The organism is Sphingomonas sp. 4RDLI-65 (genome assembly GCF_049472435.1).
Classification (GTDB): Bacteria; Pseudomonadota; Alphaproteobacteria; order Sphingomonadales; family Sphingomonadaceae; genus Sphingomonas.
The window spans coordinates 43,765-60,909 of sequence record NZ_JBCEBT010000005.1 but is presented as its reverse complement, the minus strand read 5'-3'; the positions used below and the strand labels follow the sequence as shown (position 1 = coordinate 60,909).

At 63.7% G+C, this 17,145-nt stretch carries 11 protein-coding genes and 1 tRNA gene; 6 read left to right on the top strand and 6 right to left on the bottom strand.

The annotated features are described in order from the left end of the window. Positions 1 to 250: 250 nt before the first annotated feature. The 4 genes from gltB to VH567_RS12650 all read right to left on the bottom strand — a co-directional run bounded on the left by gltB (position 251) and on the right by VH567_RS12650 (position 8,191). Positions 251 to 4,777, bottom strand: coding sequence for a glutamate synthase large subunit (gene gltB, locus VH567_RS12665; protein ID WP_423326634.1), 4,527 nt, complete (start codon positions 4,775 to 4,777; stop codon positions 251 to 253). Beyond that, the gene (locus tag VH567_RS12660; RefSeq protein WP_423326633.1) at positions 4,774 to 6,216 is read right to left on the bottom strand and encodes an NAD(P)-dependent oxidoreductase; all 1,443 of its coding nucleotides are present in this window, start codon (positions 6,214 to 6,216) and stop codon (positions 4,774 to 4,776) included. The genes gltB and VH567_RS12660 overlap by 4 nt, the downstream gene beginning before the upstream one ends. Before the next feature lie 152 nt (positions 6,217 to 6,368). Continuing rightward, positions 6,369 to 7,178, bottom strand: a complete 810-nt coding sequence (locus tag VH567_RS12655; RefSeq protein WP_423326632.1) for an undecaprenyl-diphosphate phosphatase — start codon at positions 7,176 to 7,178, stop codon at positions 6,369 to 6,371. Between the two features lie 59 nt (positions 7,179 to 7,237). Beyond that, a complete protein-coding gene (locus tag VH567_RS12650) occupies positions 7,238 to 8,191 on the bottom strand; it encodes a complex I NDUFA9 subunit family protein (protein WP_423326631.1) in 954 nt (317 codons plus the stop codon). A gap of 113 nt (positions 8,192 to 8,304) precedes the next feature. Here VH567_RS12650 and VH567_RS12645 point away from each other — a divergent pair. Then, positions 8,305 to 8,391 (top strand) — tRNA-Leu (locus VH567_RS12645). Positions 8,392 to 8,555: 164 nt separating this feature from the next. Further along, on the top strand, positions 8,556 to 9,776 hold the full coding sequence (locus tag VH567_RS12640; RefSeq protein ID WP_423326630.1) for a tyrosine-type recombinase/integrase: 1,221 nt from the start codon (positions 8,556 to 8,558) through the stop codon (positions 9,774 to 9,776). 573 nt (positions 9,777 to 10,349) lie between these two features. Here VH567_RS12640 and VH567_RS12635 read toward each other — a convergent pair. Beyond that, entirely contained in the window at positions 10,350 to 10,649 is a 300-nt protein-coding gene (locus VH567_RS12635) for a hypothetical protein (protein ID WP_423326629.1), read from the bottom strand. 163 nt (positions 10,650 to 10,812) lie between these two features. After that, a complete protein-coding gene (locus tag VH567_RS12630; RefSeq protein ID WP_423326628.1) occupies positions 10,813 to 11,634 on the bottom strand; it encodes a DUF4198 domain-containing protein in 822 nt (273 codons plus the stop codon). 81 nt (positions 11,635 to 11,715) lie between these two features. On the opposite strand from VH567_RS12630, the gene VH567_RS12625 reads away from it, so the two are divergent. From VH567_RS12625 to VH567_RS12610, 4 genes are all read left to right on the top strand, one after another. Further along, complete coding sequence (locus VH567_RS12625) at positions 11,716 to 14,004, top strand: TonB-dependent hemoglobin/transferrin/lactoferrin family receptor (protein ID WP_423326626.1); 2,289 nt, start codon at positions 11,716 to 11,718, stop codon at positions 14,002 to 14,004. 8 nt (positions 14,005 to 14,012) lie between these two features. Beyond that, a complete protein-coding gene (locus VH567_RS12620; protein WP_423326624.1) occupies positions 14,013 to 14,981 on the top strand; it encodes a DUF6607 family protein in 969 nt (322 codons plus the stop codon). Between the two features lie 375 nt (positions 14,982 to 15,356). Next, positions 15,357 to 16,337: a dipeptide epimerase gene (locus VH567_RS12615; RefSeq protein ID WP_423326622.1), complete on the top strand. Its 981-nt coding sequence runs from the start codon at positions 15,357 to 15,359 to the stop codon at positions 16,335 to 16,337. Next, the gene (locus tag VH567_RS12610; RefSeq protein WP_423326790.1) at positions 16,291 to 17,082 is read left to right on the top strand and encodes a helix-turn-helix domain-containing protein; all 792 of its coding nucleotides are present in this window, start codon (positions 16,291 to 16,293) and stop codon (positions 17,080 to 17,082) included. Before VH567_RS12615 ends, VH567_RS12610 begins: the two co-directional genes overlap by 47 nt. Positions 17,083 to 17,145: the final 63 nt, after the last annotated feature.

Sequence of the window (17,145 nt, the reverse complement as noted above, 5' to 3'; positions counted from 1 at the left end):
TGTCACTAGCGCGGGTTGGGTGGCGTGGCGTTTGTGGCGATAAGATTTGTTCGCGCAGAGGCGCAGAGAGCGCGGAGGTGTTGCGCTTGTCGCGAAGCGAGCCTCTCAACAACGCACGTTGTAATGTCGCGCGCTCGTCCCGAGCGAAACAGCTCCGCGTCCTCTGCGCCTCTGCGCCTCTGCGCGAAACCAACTGACTTCTCCCCCTACACCACCCCGGCCTTCGCCGGGGTGGTGTGAAGGCTTGGGGTTATTCCGCCGCAACCAACTCCACGCTGTCGTCGAGCGGGTGGCTCAGGCGGGTGAGCATTTCCTTCGGAACGATCTGCCAGAAATGCGGCGCCACCCGGTCCCAGTCCTCGAGCAGGCCCTTCGACCATTTGCTGTCGGTCGTGTCGGCATGGTCGCGGACCAGGTCGAGCAGCACGTCGGCCCAATGCAGCGACCGCACTCGCGCCCAGGTGATGTTCTCAGGGTTGGCCCGCTTTTCAAACACGCCGTCCGGATCGTATACGAACGCCATCCCGCCGGTCATGCCCGCACCGAAGTTCGCGCCGACCGCGCCGAGCACCACCGCGATGCCGTTGGTCATGTACTCGCACCCGTTTGCACCGCAGCCTTCGACGACCACGATCGCGCCCGAGTTGCGGACCGCGAAACGCTCGCCCGCCTGCCCTGCCGCGAACAGCCGGCCCGAGGTCGCGCCGTAGAGCACGGTGTTGCCGATGATCGTGTTGTCCTGGCTCGCCAGCGGCGAACTCACTGCCGGCCGGACGATGATCGTGCCGCCCGAGAGGCCTTTGCCGACATAGTCGTTCGAATCGCCGAACACTTCGAGCGTGATGCCCTTGCACAGGAACGCGCCGAGCGACTGGCCCGCCGAGCCACGCAAGCGGATCGTCACGTGATCGTCCGCCAGCGTCGACATGCCGAACTTCCGCGTGATCTCCGACGAGAGCCGCGTGCCGACCGCACGGTGCGTGTTGCGCACCGAATAGGTCAGCTGCATCTTCTCGCCGCGCGAGAACACCGCCGCCGCATCCTTGATGATCTGCGCATCGAGGCTGTCGGGCACTTCGTTGCGCCAAGTCGACAGCGAGAACCGGCGCTGCGAATCATCAGCATCGACCTTCGCGAGGATCGGGTTGAGATCGAGATCGTCGAGATGCTCGGCCCCGCGGCTGACCTGCCGCAACAGCTCGGTCCGCCCGATCACGTCGTCGAGGCTCTTCACGCCGAGCCGCGCGAGGATGTCGCGGACTTCCTCGGCGATGAAGGTCATCAGGTTGATCACCTTCTCGGGCGTGCCGACGAACTTCTGCCGCAGCGCGTCGTTCTGCGTGCAGATCCCGACCGGGCACGTGTTCGAATGGCACTGGCGGACCATGATGCAGCCCATCGCGACCAGCGACAGCGTGCCGATCCCGAACTCTTCCGCCCCCAGGATCGCGGCGATGACGATGTCGCGCCCAGTCTTCAGCCCGCCATCGGTACGCAACCGCACGCGCCCACGCAGGCCGTTGAGCGTCAGCACCTGGTTCACCTCCGACAGGCCCATTTCCCACGGCGTGCCGGCATATTTGATCGAGGTCTGGGGCGACGCGCCGGTACCGCCGACATGGCCGGCAATCAAGATCACGTCGGCATGCGCCTTCGCTACGCCCGCAGCCACGGTACCGATGCCTGCCGACGACACGAGCTTCACGCACACCCGAGCGCGCGGATTGATCTGCTTCAGGTCGTAGATGAGCTGGGCAAGATCCTCGATCGAATAGATGTCGTGATGCGGCGGCGGCGAGATCAGCGTCACGCCGGGCGTCGCATGGCGCAGCTTGGCGATGAACTCGGTGACCTTGAAGCCGGGCAGCTGGCCGCCCTCGCCAGGCTTGGCACCCTGGGCGACCTTGACCTCGATCTCCTCGCACGCGTTCAAATATTCGGCCGTCACGCCAAAGCGGCCGCTCGCGACCTGCTTGATCGACGAGTTGGCGTTGTCGCCGTTCGCATACGGCACGAAGCGCGACTTGTCCTCGCCACCCTCGCCCGACACGGCCTTCGCGCCGATCCGGTTCATCGCGATCGCCAGCGTCTCGTGTGCTTCGGGGGAGAGCGCGCCGAGCGACATGCCCGGCGTGACGAAGCGCTTGCGGATCTCGGTGATCGCCTCGACCTGGTCGACCGGAACGCCTTCCGCGGGGAAGTTGAACTGGAGCAGATCGCGCAGGTACACCGGCGGCAGGTCGGACACGCCGCGCGAGAATTGCAGATAGCTGGTATAGCTGTCGGTCGCGACCGCGGTCTGGAGCAGATGCATCAGCTGCGCGGAATAGGCATGCGTCTCGCCGGTATGGCGCTGGCGATAGAAGCCGCCGATCGGCAGCGTCGCCACGCTGGGGTCGAACGCCGCCTCGTGGCGCTGCGTCGCATTGACGTGGAGCGACGCGTAACCCTCGCCGCTAATCTTCGCGGGCATGCCGGGGAACAGGTCGTTGACGAGGCTGCGCGAGAGGCCGACCGCCTCGAAATTATAGCCGCCGCGGTACGACGAGATGACCGCGATGCCCATTTTCGACATGATCTTGAGCAGTCCCTCCTCGACCGCGACGCGGTGGCGGCGGAGGCATTCGGCGAGGTCGAGATCGCCGAACAGCCCGCGCGACTGGCGATCGACGATCGCGGCTTCGGCGAGATAGGCGTTCACGGTGGTCGCGCCGACGCCGATCAGCACGGCATAATAATGCGTATCGAGGCACTCCGCGGTGCGGACGTTGATCGACGCGTAGGAGCGCAGGCCCCGGCGGACGAGGTGCGTGTGGACGGCGGCCACCGCGAGCACGCCGGCGATGCCGACGCGGTCTTCGTCGATCGCCTCGTCGGTAAGGAATATCTCGCTCTTGCCCTGGCGGACGGCTTGCTCCGCCTCGTTGCGAATCCGCTGGATCGCCGCGCGGAGCTTCTCCGGGCCGCCGCCGACGTCGAACGTGCAGTCGATCTCGGCAACCGCATTCCCGAAATGCGCCTTCAACCGCGACCAATGCTCGCCCGTCAGCACCGGCGAATCGAGCACCAGCACGCGCTCGCGCTGGTCGCGGACGTCGAGGATGTTGGCGAGATTGCCGAACCGCGTCTTGAGCGACATCACGTGGCGCTCGCGCAACGGATCGATCGGCGGGTTGGTCACCTGCGAGAAGTTCTGGCGGAAGAACTGGCTGATCAGCCGCGGCTTGTCCGAGATGACCGCGAGTGGCGTATCGTCGCCCATCGATCCGATCGCTTCCTTCGCGGACTCGACCATCGGCGACAGGATCAGCTCCATGTCCTCCATCGTCTGTCCTGCGGCGACCTGACGGCGGGCGAGCTCGGCGCGGTCGTAGCGGACGACGGCATCCTCGACCGACGGCAGGTCGGCGAGCGTGTGGAATTCGCCGATCATCGCGGCGTAGTCCGCCTCGCCCGAGATGCGGTCCTTGACCGCGCGATCCTGCAACAGGATGCCCTCTTCGAGGTCGACCGCGATCATCTCGCCCGGTCCGAGCCGGCCCTTGGCGACGATCGTCGATTCGGGAACGACCACCATGCCGCTCTCCGAGCCGACGATCAGCAGGCCGTCGGAGGTCAGCGTATAGCGGAGCGGACGCAGCGCGTTGCGATCCATGCCGGCGACCGCCCAGCGGCCATCGGTCATCGCCAGCGCGGCGGGGCCGTCCCAAGGCTCCATCACCGACGCGAGATACTGGTACATCGCGGTATGCTCGGGCGGCATGTCCGGGCTGGCGGCTTCGGGCACCAGCATCAGCTTGGCGGTCGGCGCATCGCGGCCCGAGCGGCAGATCGCCTCGAACACCGCGTCCAATGCGGCGGTGTCGGACGCGCCGGCGGGGATCACCGGCTTGATGTCCTCCGAATTGTCGCCGAACGCGAGGCTCGCCATGCGAATCTCGTGGGAGAGCATCCAGTTCTTGTTGCCGCGGATCGTGTTGATCTCGCCGTTATGCGCGAGGCAGCGGAACGGTTGCGCCAGCCACCATTGCGGGAAGGTGTTGGTCGAATAGCGCTGATGGAAGATCGCGACGCGGCTCTCGAAGCGCTGGTCGCACAGGTCCGGGTAGAAGACGGAGAGCGATTCGGCGAGGAACAGCCCCTTGTAGATGATCGAGCGGCACGACAGCGAGCAGATGTAGAAGCCCTGGATCTGCGCGGCGATCACACGCTTCTCGATCCGGCGGCGGACCAGATACAGCGTCTTCTCGAACTCGGCGGCGTCCTGTTCCTCGGGCAAGGGCCCGGCGATCATGATCTGCTCGATCTCGGGACGCGTCGCCTGCGCCTTCTGGCCGATCACCGATACGTCGACCGGCACCTGCCGCCAGCCATAGATGGTGTAGCCCGCCTCGATGATCGCGCTCTCGACGATCGTCCGGCAATCCTCCTGCGCGCCGAGATCGGTACGCGGGAGGAAGATCATGCCGACCGCGAGCCGGTTCGGGCGGACCTTGTGGCCGGATGCGGCGACCGCGTCGTCGAAGAAGCGGACAGGCAAGTCGATGTGCAGGCCGGCGCCATCACCGGTCTTGCCGTCCGCATCGACGGCGCCGCGGTGCCACACGGCTTTCAGCGCATCGACCGCGGACTGCACGACGCGCCGCGACGCGCGGCCGTCAGTGGCGGCGACGAGGCCGACGCCGCAGGCATCGCCCTCGAATTCGGGGCGGTACATGCCTTCGGCGGCGAGGCGGGCGCGTTGATCGATCATCGGGGAACCCTGTTCGTTGCTCATGCCGCCACCTTCGCGTTCGCAGCCTTGGTCTTCAGCCACTTGTGCATCGTCGCCGCTACGTCGCGACCGTCGCGGATCGCCCATACGACGAGGCTTGCGCCGCGGACGATGTCGCCCGCCGCGAACACGCCGTCGAGCGAGGTCATCAGCGTCTTGCCGTCGACCAGCACGGTGCCCCAGCGGCTGACGCCGAGTTCCGGCGTCGCGAACAAGCTCGGCAGATCCTCGGCGTCGAAGCCGAGCGCCTTGATGACGAGATCGGCATCGACCGAATAATCCCCGGCGGGATCGGGCTCGGGCGCACGGCGTCCGCTCGCATCGGGTGCGCCGAGACGCATTTTCCGAACCTTCACGCTCGACACGACGTCACCGCCGTCGAAACTTTGCGGACCGGAGAGCCAGACGAACTCGACGCCCTCCTCCTCGGCATTGGCGACTTCGCGCTGCGAGCCGGGCATGTTGGCGCGGTCGCGGCGGTAGAGGCACTTCACCGATTTCGCGCCTTGGCGGATCGCGGTGCGGACGCAGTCCATCGCGGTGTCACCGCCGCCGATCACGACCACGTCCTTGCCCTCTGCATTCAGGCTGCCGTCGTCGAATGCGGGGACGGCGTCGCCGAAGCCCTTGCGGTTCGAGGCGACGAGGAAATCGAGCGCCGCGACCACGCCGTTCGATCCGCCACCGGGCAGGTCCATAGCGCGTGCTTTGTACACGCCGGTCGCGATCAGAACCGCGTCATGACGCTGGCGCAGTTCGTCGAGGCTCGCATCCTCGCCGACCGCAAAGCCTTCGTGGAAGACGATTCCCGCCGCCTTGAGACGCTCGACGCGCCGCATGACAATCGGCTTTTCGAGCTTGAAGCCGGGGATGCCGTAGGTGAGCAACCCGCCCGCGCGGTCGTAGCGATCATAGACGTGCACGTCGTAGCCATGCCCGCGCAGATATTCCGCCGCAGTGAGGCCAGCCGGCCCCGCACCGATCACGCCGACCGACTGGCCGCGCGACTTGCCGGGCACCAGCGGCTCGACCCAGCCATTCTCCCAGGCGGTGTCGGTGATGAACTTCTCGACCGAGCCGATCGTGACCGCGCCATGCCCGGTGAATTCGATGACGCAATTGCCTTCGCACAGCCGGTCCTGCGGGCAGATCCGCCCGCAGATCTCGGGCATGGTCGAGGTCGCGTTGCTTAGCTCATATGCCTCGCGCAGCCGGCCTTCCGCCGTCAGCCGGAGCCAATCGGGGATATGGTTGTGCAGCGGGCAATGGACCGAACAATAGGGCACGCCGCATTGCGAACAGCGCCCGGCCTGCTCCTCGGCGGGCTCGACCGCGTAGCGTTGCGCGATTTCGCGGAAATCGTCGGCCCGCTCGTCCGCGGTGCGCTTGTCGGGATAGGATTGCTCCCTGTCGACAAATTTGAGCATCGAATCGTTCGCCATGATAGCCTCCGACAGCCGCGTTATTGCGCGATCGGAGGCTTGTCACGGCTAAATCCGCATATAAGACAGCTTAACTGCCCTAAAAAACCGCGATTATCACAACGCCCTCGTAAGAGCCGTTTGCAATAACGACAATTGGTTCCGTTTCGGGATTACTTGCTAAGCAGCCAGATCAGCGCTGCCGAACCGGCTACAACGCGGTACAAGGCGAACGGGACGAAGCCGTGCTTCGTAACGATACCGACGAACCACTTTACCACCAGCAATGCGACGATGAACGACACCGCGGCGCCGATCGCGATCGCGCCAAGCCCGACACCGCCGCCGCTCGCGATAGCGTCACGGTTCTTGAGCAATTCGAGCGCGCTCGCGCCCAGCATCGTCGGGATCGCAAGGAAGAAGCTGAACTCCGCCGCGGTCCGCCGCTCGACGCCCAGTGCCAGCGCACCGAGGATGGTCGCGCCCGACCGGCTGACGCCCGGGACCATCGCCAGGCACTGGAGGAAGCCAATGCCGATCACGGTCTTCAGCGGAATGTCTGCAACGCCGCTGATGTCGCTGCGCGGCGCGAACCGCTCGACCGCGAGGATCGCGAACCCGCCGACGACCAGCGCGACCGCGACGACCTCGGCATTGCCCAGCAACGCCTCGATATAATGATGCAGCGCGAGGCCGATCACCGCCGCCGGGATGAACGCGACCACCAGGTTGCGCAGGAACAGCCACGATTTCGGCTCGCGCTTGATCAGCCCCATGCCGACCGCCCAGAACGTCCGCCAGTACAGCACGACGATCGCCAGGATCGCGCCGAGCTGGATCACGACGTTGAACACCTCCCAGCGGCCTGCATCATAGCCGAGCAACCGTGTGGCCAGGATCAGGTGGCCGGTCGACGAGACTGGCAGGAATTCGGTGATTCCCTCTACGATGCCGAGGAGGATGACGGTCAGAAGTTCGGTCAAGCGGGAGCTCCGGCGCGGTAGGTCAGGGCAGTGTCAGGTAACGCGTAGCACGCGCGGGATCAGGCGACAGGGACTTCCGCACGCGTTTCGGCGCGGCGGCCGAACCGTCCGGCCTTGCGAAAGCGCACCAGCCAGCCCGGCGCGACCGTCGACAGCGGCGTCGCCTCGATCCCGAACGCCGCGAGGCCATCGGTGCCGGTGACGACATTGTCGCTCTGCAGCATGGTCCACTGGTCCTTGGTGATCGGCATGCCCGGCAGGAAGCCCGCCTTGGCGATCATCGCACCGGCAAAGTCGGGCAGCTCGATGATCGAGGGGTCGCGACCGATCGTCTTGGCGATCCAGCGGATGAGATTGCCCATCGTGATGATGTCGGGCCCGCCGAGTTCGAAGGTTTTGCCGCCAAACGTCTCGGGATCGGAGGCCGCTGCGACCACTGCATCGGCGACATTGCCGACGAACACGGGCTGGAACTTCGCACCCGCGCGCAGCACCGGCACCACCGGCGCCTTGGCGATCATCCCGGCGAAGCGGTTCACGAACTGGTCTTCCTGGCCGAACACGATCGACGGCCGCAGGATCGTCGCGGTCGGGAAGGCGGCCAGCACGGCGGCTTCGCCCTGCCCCTTCGACTTGCCGTACGCCGATGCCGAGTCAGGATCGGCACCGATCGCCGAGACATGGACCAATGCGCCGACGCCGGCCTTGGCCGCCGCTTCCGCGACCGCCTGTGCGCCAAGCGCCTGGATCCGCTGGAAATCGCCGGCGAGCACACCGACCAGGTTTACCACCACGTCCGAGCCGTGGACCGCATGCGCGATCGTCTCGGGCTTGGTGACGTCGGCGCCGACGAACTGCGTCTGGCCGAGCCCGCCGAGCGGCTTCAGGAAGAACGCCTGCCGCGGATCGCGCTGTGCGATACGGACGCGTGCGCCCGTCGCCAGCAGCGCCTGTGCGACATAGCGGCCGACGAAACCGCCACCTCCGATCAGCGTCACCAGTTTGTCGTTCATCGCCCGTCCGTCCACTTTGTTTTGCCTGCTCATGCGCGAATAACCCCTTGCCCCAGCAAGAGGCGTGTTGACAAGCATCGCGACCCTCCACTAGAGGCGCCCTCCTACCCCGTGCCCGGATGGCGGAATTGGTAGACGCACCAGCTTCAGGTGCTGGCGATCGCAAGGTCGTGGAGGTTCGAGTCCTCTTCCGGGCACCAGGGCCCCCTGCTCAGGGGGCCCCAGATGATCCCCCAGAGATTGAAAAAACCGCGGTTTTCTGCCATAAACTGGCCCCGGAAGGCCCGCGACGTGTCACTGCATCCCAATCCGATGTTGGCACATTTGTTGGTACTTCCGGGTACCAACAAAGGGAGATACCAACATGGCTCTCACCGCACTGGAAGTTCGCTCCGCCAAAGGCAGGGAGCGACCGTACAAGGTCAGCGATTCAGGCGGCCTCTTCATGCTCGTTCAGCCGTCGGGGCAGCGATACTGGCGACTAGCCTATCGGTGGGACGGAAAGCAGCAAACGATGGCTTTGGGGGTGTATCCGGATGTCACCCTCTCCGACGCGAGAACCAAGCGCGACGCCGTCAGGAAAATTCTCGCCGAGGGCAAGAATCCCGTTTCCGTCGCCAGAGAGAAGGAGCTAGCCGTCAAGCTTGCCGAGCAAATCACGTTCAAGGTGCTCGCGGACGAATGGTACAGCAAATGCGAACGCGAGGGGCGTGCGGCAATCACGTTACAAAAGCAGCGTTGGCTCCTCGACTTCGCTCTGCCCAAGCTCGGAACCCGCCCGATCAACCGGATATCGGCCCATGAGGTGTACGAGGTACTCCGCGGTATCGAACTTAAAGGCCATTATGAAACAGCTCGTCGCCTGCGCGGCACCTGCAGCCAGGTGTTCCGCTATGCGGTGGCAACCGCGCGAGCGGAACGTGACGTGTGTGCCGATCTGCGGGGTGCGCTGATCACGCCGAAGGTCAAGCACCTCGCCGCACTGACAAAGCCGGCAGAAGTCGGGGAACTGATGTGTGCGATTGACGGGTTCGACGGCTACCGTGTCACACACGTCGCCCTGCGTTTGGCGCCGCACTTATTCGTACGTCCGGGCGAACTGCGCCAAGCGGAATGGTCCGAATTCGATTTCGACGAAAGGGTCTGGGCGATCCCGGCGAAAAAGATGAAGATGCGTCGCCCGCACCATGTACCGCTATCGAAGCAGGCGCTTGCGATCATCGACGACATTCGCCCCTTGAGCGGCAAGCATCGGTATCTGTTTCCTTGCCAAGGGAAACGCGATCGCCCCATGTGCGAAAACACCCTGAACCTCGCACTCCAACGGCTTGGCTATGGCGGAGGGCGCATGACGACGCACGGGTTCCGGGCGATGGCCAGTACGCTGCTTAATGAATCCCGGAACTGGACGCCGGACGCGATCGAGCGGCAGCTCGCTCATGTCGATGCGAATGCAGTGCGGCGCATATACGCCCGAGGTGAATATTGGGATGAGCGCGTCCGGATGATGCAGGCTTGGTCAGACGAACTAGATCATCTTCGCACAGAAGCAACTGCCCGTACAACGATTAAGAAAGCAGCCTGATGGGCCCACGTCTTAGCAAGCGCTGTAAAACCGAGGTTCATTAGCGATGTTCGCCTATGTCGGGTGGCTCGGAGGCGGCTGATTGCAGAAATTCTGCTGAATCAGCTTGCTTCCGGGGGCGGGGAAGCCGCGGCGCGCCCAAACGGCCGCAACTTGCGGCGCGCAGATGACGGCGACATCGTCGTAGTATATCCAGTCTTTTGCGGTGCTAATCGCAAATAATGGTCAAAGATTCGTGCTTTCGAGTGTAAATAGGATCTCGCCAACGGCCCAATTAACCTTTGCAGAGACAGATCAACATCCCGCCATTAGTTTAAGATTCACGTTTCAGAATCGAGACTCTCCGTCAGAGAAGGGATGGCAAATGATCAACGGCGCCGAACAGAGCACCACGAGCACTAGAACGGTAAAATTCGGGAGATCCGATGCGACATCGAATGAACTACGCGGGGCTTACTCCGCAGCACCTTAGGGCCAAAGGACGGTCACGGGTCTCACTACAGCCAGCACCGTAGCACTACTGGCTTTGGTAGCTGCCGTCGCCGCCCCAGTTATCCTTTTCTATGGAGCCGGCTATCTATTGGCATTCGGATATTTTCTTTCGATCGCTCCGGCTTTCATGACTGCGTTCTCTCCAACCGAACTGGCGTCGGTGGGCTTTGCGCGCTTATCTGGGGCAATTGCAGTCGGCGCCCTTCTGACGTTTCTGGCAGTGACCGCTTCGTACATCGCGTCGTCACGGGCCGGCATCAGCCAGCCGCGCCTTTCCAAAGGCGCCGATCTCCTTTCTGGCGGCGCATGCCTTGTCGCAGCAACTTTCATCGTCACGACGATCCTTAACGCGGCATTCCTAGCCATGCTGATGGCTATCATCTCTTTGGTTATGGTTGGAGGCATGGGTATCGCCTTCCTCTTCGGCAAACAGGATGAACTTAGGCGCCGAGGCGGTTGGCCCTCGCGGTCATGCATGGATCGTATTTGCGTCCACATTGACGACGACAATTTCCGCGGGGGAGAATCGAAAATCCGCGTCGCCTCAGATCGCCTCGAACGCCAGCGTAACGGTGAAGCTCGAATAAGGATCCGCCGCGCCCGGCGTAGCTGCGCGGTGCCGCACCAGCATCAGATACCGCCCGGCGTCGGACGGGGTCAGCGTCACCTTCCCCGCCTTGTCGCTCTTCACCACCGCGACCTGCTTGTGCCCGTCATAGAAGCCCGCCTCGCGGAATAGCGTCACGGGTTCGCCGGCCAGCGGCTTGCCCTCGTACAGGATTTCGAACGCAGCCGCCGCACCCGGAGCATAGCTGCTCGGATCGCCGAGAGGGTGGATCTCCAGTGCCTTGCCGCGCGCCGCCAGCGCACCCGGCGCGCCCGGCTTGCCCCGCACCACATAGGCATCGGCCAGCGTCGTGCTGCGCACGTCGACCGACCCCGCGCCAGCCAAGGGCGTTTTCCCTTCGCCGACGATCGTCCAGGTCTCTCCGGTCCTGTACATCTTGCTCAGCCGGCCGATCCGTTGCCCGGACGACACCCGATAGACACCGTCCGCCGGTAGCGTGGCCTCGACGATCGCTTGGTCGGTAGTCAGCGTCGGCGCGGCCAGCCGTACGGTCTTTCCGTCGGGGCCGGTGATCTCGAACGGCGCGTCTTTCATGGCGATCTCGGGCCGGAATGCGTCCTCGGTGAACGACGCCTGGAGCGTGACGCGATCACGCCCTGCCGCGTCGAATGCGCTTGGCAGGACATACGGCATATGGGCTGCCGAAGGTCCCGGGAGGAGTGCGAGCGCAGTGGCGATTGCTGGCGCCAACGCCCCGGTCGCGCGTGCCGTCCGCCAATTTCCCCTGATCCCCGTCATCGTGATGCTCCCGTTTTCGATGCCACTTGATAACGAGAATGATTCTCACTAGCAATCTCTCAGACCGTGGAGATAACGAATATGACATTGACCAAATTGCTGACGGGCATCTCGCCGATCACCCTGATGATTGGCACCGCCGGCTTTGCCCATGCAGCGCCTACTCATGCAGACGCTGTGTCTGCTGCGGCGGCAGACAAGCCGACTACGACCGCGTCTGCCGGCGATCCGGACGATCAGAACAAGACGATCACGGTCACCGCTACGCGCTCCGAGAAGGCGGTCGAGGACGTTCCCGCCACCGTGTCGGTGATCGACGCGAAGACGATCGAGGATCGCTTCATCTCCGACATCAAGGATCTGGTGCGCTACGAGCCGGGCGTCACCGTCCGCCGGGCGCCGTCGCGCTTCACCGCCGCGGGATCGTCGACCGGACGCGACCGCGACAGCGGGTTCAACATCCGCGGGCTGGAGGGCAACCGCGTCCTCATCACCGTCGACGGCGTCCGCGTTCCCGACGCGTTCAGCTTCGGCGCGCAGTCCGTAGGCCGTGGCGATTACGTCGATCTCGACCTGCTGAAATCGGTCGAGATTTTGCGCGGCCCTGCCTCCGCGCTCTATGGCAGCGACGGCGTCGCGGGTGCGGTCAGCTTCATCACCAAGGACCCGCGCGATTTCCTCGCCGACGGCAAGCTCGTTGGCGGCGGGCTTCGCTCGAGCTACGATTCCTCGGATGACAGCTGGACCAACGGCTTCGTGGTTGCGGGCAAGACCGGCGATATCGAGGCGATGGTCGCCTATACCCGCCGCGAAGGTCACGAAACCGAGACCAAGGGAAGCAACGACAGCGCCACCACCGATCGCACGACGGCGAACCCGCAGGACATCGAGTCCAACGCGCTGCTCGGCCGCCTCGTCTGGGCGCCGAACGATACCAGCCGACTGCGCCTGACCTACGAGCATTTCTCGTCCGTGGTCGACACCGACGTGCTCAGCGCGATCGCCAAGCCCCCGCTCGCGGCGACATCGGTGATCGGCCTCACCGCGCACGACACGACCGAGCGCAACCGCGGCACGCTCGACTATCGCTACATCGGCGCCCCCCTGATCGGCGGCATCGTCAGCGGTATCCGCGCGGCGGGCTATTACCAAAAGAGCCTCACGCTCCAGGCCGCGGCGGAGGACCGCAACACCGCCGCCGACCGCACGCGCATCAACCGCTTCGACAACGAGGTCTACGGCGGCACGCTGCAACTCGAAAGCCGCGCCACGACCGGGCCGTTGACGCACCTGTTCGCCTATGGCGCCGACTACTCGCACACCCGCCAGACGGGTGTGCGAGACGGCACCGTCGCACCCGCGGGCGAAGTCTATCCGACCCGCGCCTTCCCGACGACCGACTACACGCTGGTCGGCGTGTTCGCGCAGGACGAGATCGCTATCGCCGACGGACTGCTGACGCTGTTCCCGTCGATCCGCTACGATCACTACACGCTGAACCCACAGAACGATCCGCTGTTCACGACCTTCGTACCGCGCGACCAGAGCGGATCGAAGGTGACGCCGCGGATCGGTGCGGTCGCCAAGCTGACCGAGGGCGTCCGGCTGTTCGCCAACTATGCGCAGGGCTTCAAGCCGCCCGAGCCGAACCAGATCAACAACGGCTTTGCCAACATCACGCAGAATTACCGATCGATCCCCAACCCCGATCTCGAACCCGAGACGAGCAACAGCGTCGAGGGCGGCATACGGTTGAGCGGCGCACGCTGGTCGCTGAGCGGGACCGCGTTCAGCAGCCGCTTCCGCAACTTCATCGATCAGGTCCAGGTCAGCGGCGCCTTCACCGCGGCGGACCCGGCGGTATACCAGTATATCAACCGTGGCCGCGTCAAGATCGAGGGGGTCGAAGCACGCGGCGAGGCGCGCTTGCCGATCGGCGTCGGCGTCCGCGCGGCCGCATCCTACGCCAAGGGCACGATGCGGTTGGCCGGTGTCGCCGGCACGCAGCCGCTCGACAGCATCGAGCCGGTCAAGCTGGTTGCCGGCATCTTCTACCAACCCGACGCCGGACCGTTCCGCGCCGAGGTCGTCGCAACACATTCGGCGGGCAAGAAGGTCGGCGATACCAACAACAGCTGCAACACAACGGCGACCAGTTGCTTCACGCCGTCGGGGTTCTGGATCCTCGATGCCACCGCATCGCTGCGCGTGATGGATCATGCGACGCTCCGCGCGGGGATCTTCAACATCACCGACAAGAAGTATTTCTGGTGGAGCGACGTCCGGGGACTGACCTCGACCTCGGTCGTCCGCGACGCCTATTCGCAACCCGGCCGCAACGCCGGGCTCTCCTTCTCGCTCAACCTGTGAGGCCTCCAATGCTCCGATCCCTTCTCCTCGCGACCGGGCTGATGCTGGCCGCGCTCCCCCTCGTGCCGACGATCGCATCCGCCCAGATGCAAGCCGTTTATGGCGACCAGGCCCGCGATCGCGCGTCGATCCTGGCGATGGCCGGCACCTTCAAGGTGACGTTCGACATGCGCGAAACCACGCCGCTCGTCGCAGGCTATACGCCCTACCCGGCCAAGCTCAGCGGCGGCCACGAGGTGGTCCGCGCGATCGTCGATAAGCCCGATCATGTCGTCCTCCAGCATCTGCTGGTCGTCACGGACGGCAACGCCAAGACGATGGTGATCAAGCACTGGCGACAGGACTGGACGTGGCAACCCGAGAGCGTGCTCGTCTACGCCGCGGCCGGTCGTTGGGCGCTGCGCCCGCTCGTCGAGGCGGAACGGCGGGGCGCATGGTCGCAGACGGTGTGGCAGACCGACGATTCCCCGCGGTACGGCGGGATCGGTCGCTGGCGCTACGACGACGGCGCGACGCGCTGGACCAGCGACGAAACGCGCCGGCCGCTCGCTCGCCGCGACGCGACCCGCAACCCGCCCTATGATCATTACATCGGCAGCAACCGCCACGTGCTGACCCCCGCCGGCTGGGTCCACGAGCAGGACAATGCCAAGATCGGCATCAAGGACGGCAAGCCTGCCACCTACGTCCACGAATATGTGATCAACACCTATACGCCCGCGACCGACTTCGCGGTGGCCGCGGCAGACGCGTACTGGGCGAAGACGAAGGACTATTGGGCCGCGGTCCGCACCGACTGGGACCGCGCGATCGCGAAGGGCTCAGGCCTGAACGTTGCAGAGGACGCGTCGAACGGATCGACCACTGGCCACCAGTTGATGCTACTTGCCGATGATATCGCGGCGGCTGATACCGATCAAAAGTCGGGAGAGGCGGAAGCCGCGGATCTGATCCGGCGTGAAAGCGGGACAAGATAAATTTTCGCGGTAATCTGGCCGCTTCTTTAAGACCCAGTTTCAGACATTCAGGAGGCCCCTCCCGCCTCCCAACTTCAGACGCTCGTTCATCTGCTCACTCGGACCGCTTTGCCGTCCGGCGTTCCGCTCAGAAGCGTCTTTAATGGGTGGCTAGGGTTGGAAGATCGTTAGTCGGCCGGTCCGACAGCTCAGTGCATCGGTTACGGTTTCGACGGTAGCACGCCAGCTGTCCGGACCTGCAGAATTGGACTATCCTACCCCAAGTTTTACGATTCCGCAGCAGCTTTGCCAGTTTGACGGCAACCCGCAATGTTGCTTGAAAAGCCAATATCCTCCGCTTATTGCTATTAATGCAAAAAGATTGGGGAGGCCGGTATGAAAGTTTCAGCTCGCAAGAGGTTCGTGGAACTGAGTCACCCGATCAGGGTCGCGTTCGGAACATTATTGGGCCTTGATGTCGTCGAAGTGAGTTTGGATCACACCGGGTTTACAGGTCGCGGTGAGTGTTGCCCGATGGCGATCTACGGACAATCCGCTAGTCAAACCCTTGCTGAGATCGCCAAGATAGCTCCTGCCATCGAGGCTGGTGATGTCGACCGCGCAGTATTGCAGCGGGTTCTGCCTGCGAACGCCGCGCGTAACGCGCTAGATTGTGCTTTTTGGGACCTTGAGGCCAAAGTCACGGGCCGCACCGTCTGGGATATCGCTGGTCTTGCTCGCCCGGCATCAATTCCATCCGACGTCACTATCGGAATCCTTTCGCCAGAAGAAACCTTCGAGGCAGCGAGCTCCCTCGAGGCCCCTACGATGATCAAGCTCAAGCTGGGCGGTGAACGGGACATAGAATGCCTGCGCGCAGTTCGTGCAGCGCGGCCTGACACGCCGCTGTTCGTCGACGTCAACGCAGGGTGGACGCTGGAGCGGCTCAATCAGTTGGCGCCCATCCTGGCGGATGCCGGCGTATCGATGATCGAACAGCCGCTGCCGCCCGGCGACGATGCCCTTTTGGACGGATACACCGGCGCGGTGCCGCTCTGTGCGGACGAATCCTGTCACGATCGATCCGATCTCCAGCGACTCCAGGGGCGCTTTGCGCACATCAATATAAAACTCGACAAGACAGGTGGCCTGACCGAGGCACTGGCTCTTGCTCAAGCGGGACGTGAACAGAATTTCGGGCTGATGGTCGGTTGTATGCTTGCGACCGGCCTTGCAATTGCGCCGGCTTACATGATCGGTTCGCTATGCGACGTGGTCGACTTGGACGCGCCCCTGATCGTGAAGCGACCCGAGGATGCAGGTGTCCGGCATGACGGGAGGTGCCTGCACGCCTTCGAGCGGTCGCTTTGGGGTTGATGCAACGGCAATCATGACGCTGGCGAATGGCGGGCAACCTCGATACCCGATGCTGATGACCAGCAAACAGGCCGCCGCGTCGGCAACATCTGTAGCCGATACGATCGGTGCGCATGTGCGTACGCTGCGCAAGCGTAAGAAGCTGACGCTTGAACAGCTGTCAGAGCTTACGGGCATCTCAATTTCGTCGCTGTCACGCCTTGAAAATACTCAGCTGGGCATCACGATGGAAAAAGTGGACCTTCTGGCCAAGGCACTCGCCGTATCGCCGGAGGATCTGGTTTCGCGAAGCGTAGAGGAAACCGAGACGCGCCGTGCCAAGCGGACCAAAGAAGGTCCGCGTTTCATTGTCGATCGTGCACGACAGCGTGAGGAAAGTCGTGACCGCGAGGTGTCCGCGAGATATCTGTTTAGAGAATCGGAACATCGGGCGCTTGAATGCATGCGCTGCTCGATCGAGCCAGTCAGCATTTGGGACACCGAGTTCATCAAGCATTCCGGCGAGAAGATTATCTACGTCATAGAAGGCGATGCCGTGGTGTATTGTCAGGGCAAGTCGCCCATCATTCTTGAGATAGGCGATGCCATCTACATGGATGCCGATGTTTGGCACAGCTTCGTGGCGGTCAATGGCCGACCCGTTGAACTGCTAGTCACCTATTTTCACGATGAGAGCTCTCGCAACGGGCTGTTCGAGTTAAAGGTTTTTACGGCCGCCAACTGGGCTGCGCTACAGCCAAGCTGACTTTCATGGCAATCGACAAACAAACAATCCCCATGTCCAATTTCTCTTGCTTTTTATGCAAAA

Bases quoted from the DNA above. Each gene is read 5' to 3' on its own strand.
- gltB (WP_423326634.1), bottom strand. From the start codon at position 4,777: ATGAGCAACGAACAGGGTTCCCCGATGATCGATCAACGCGCCCGCCTC.
- VH567_RS12660 (WP_423326633.1), bottom strand. From the start codon at position 6,216: ATGGCGAACGATTCGATGCTCAAATTTGTCGACAGGGAGCAATCCTAT.
- VH567_RS12650 (WP_423326631.1), bottom strand. From the start codon at position 8,191: ATGAACGACAAACTGGTGACGCTGATCGGAGGTGGCGGTTTCGTCGGC.
- VH567_RS12640 (WP_423326630.1), top strand. From the start codon at position 8,556: ATGGCTCTCACCGCACTGGAAGTTCGCTCCGCCAAAGGCAGGGAGCGA.
- VH567_RS12635 (WP_423326629.1), bottom strand. From the start codon at position 10,649: ATGATAGCCATCAGCATGGCTAGGAATGCCGCGTTAAGGATCGTCGTG.
- VH567_RS12630 (WP_423326628.1), bottom strand. From the start codon at position 11,634: ATGACGGGGATCAGGGGAAATTGGCGGACGGCACGCGCGACCGGGGCG.
- VH567_RS12625 (WP_423326626.1), top strand. From the start codon at position 11,716: ATGACATTGACCAAATTGCTGACGGGCATCTCGCCGATCACCCTGATG.
- VH567_RS12620 (WP_423326624.1), top strand. From the start codon at position 14,013: ATGCTCCGATCCCTTCTCCTCGCGACCGGGCTGATGCTGGCCGCGCTC.
- VH567_RS12615 (WP_423326622.1), top strand. From the start codon at position 15,357: ATGAAAGTTTCAGCTCGCAAGAGGTTCGTGGAACTGAGTCACCCGATC.
- VH567_RS12610 (WP_423326790.1), top strand. From the start codon at position 16,291: ATGACGGGAGGTGCCTGCACGCCTTCGAGCGGTCGCTTTGGGGTTGAT.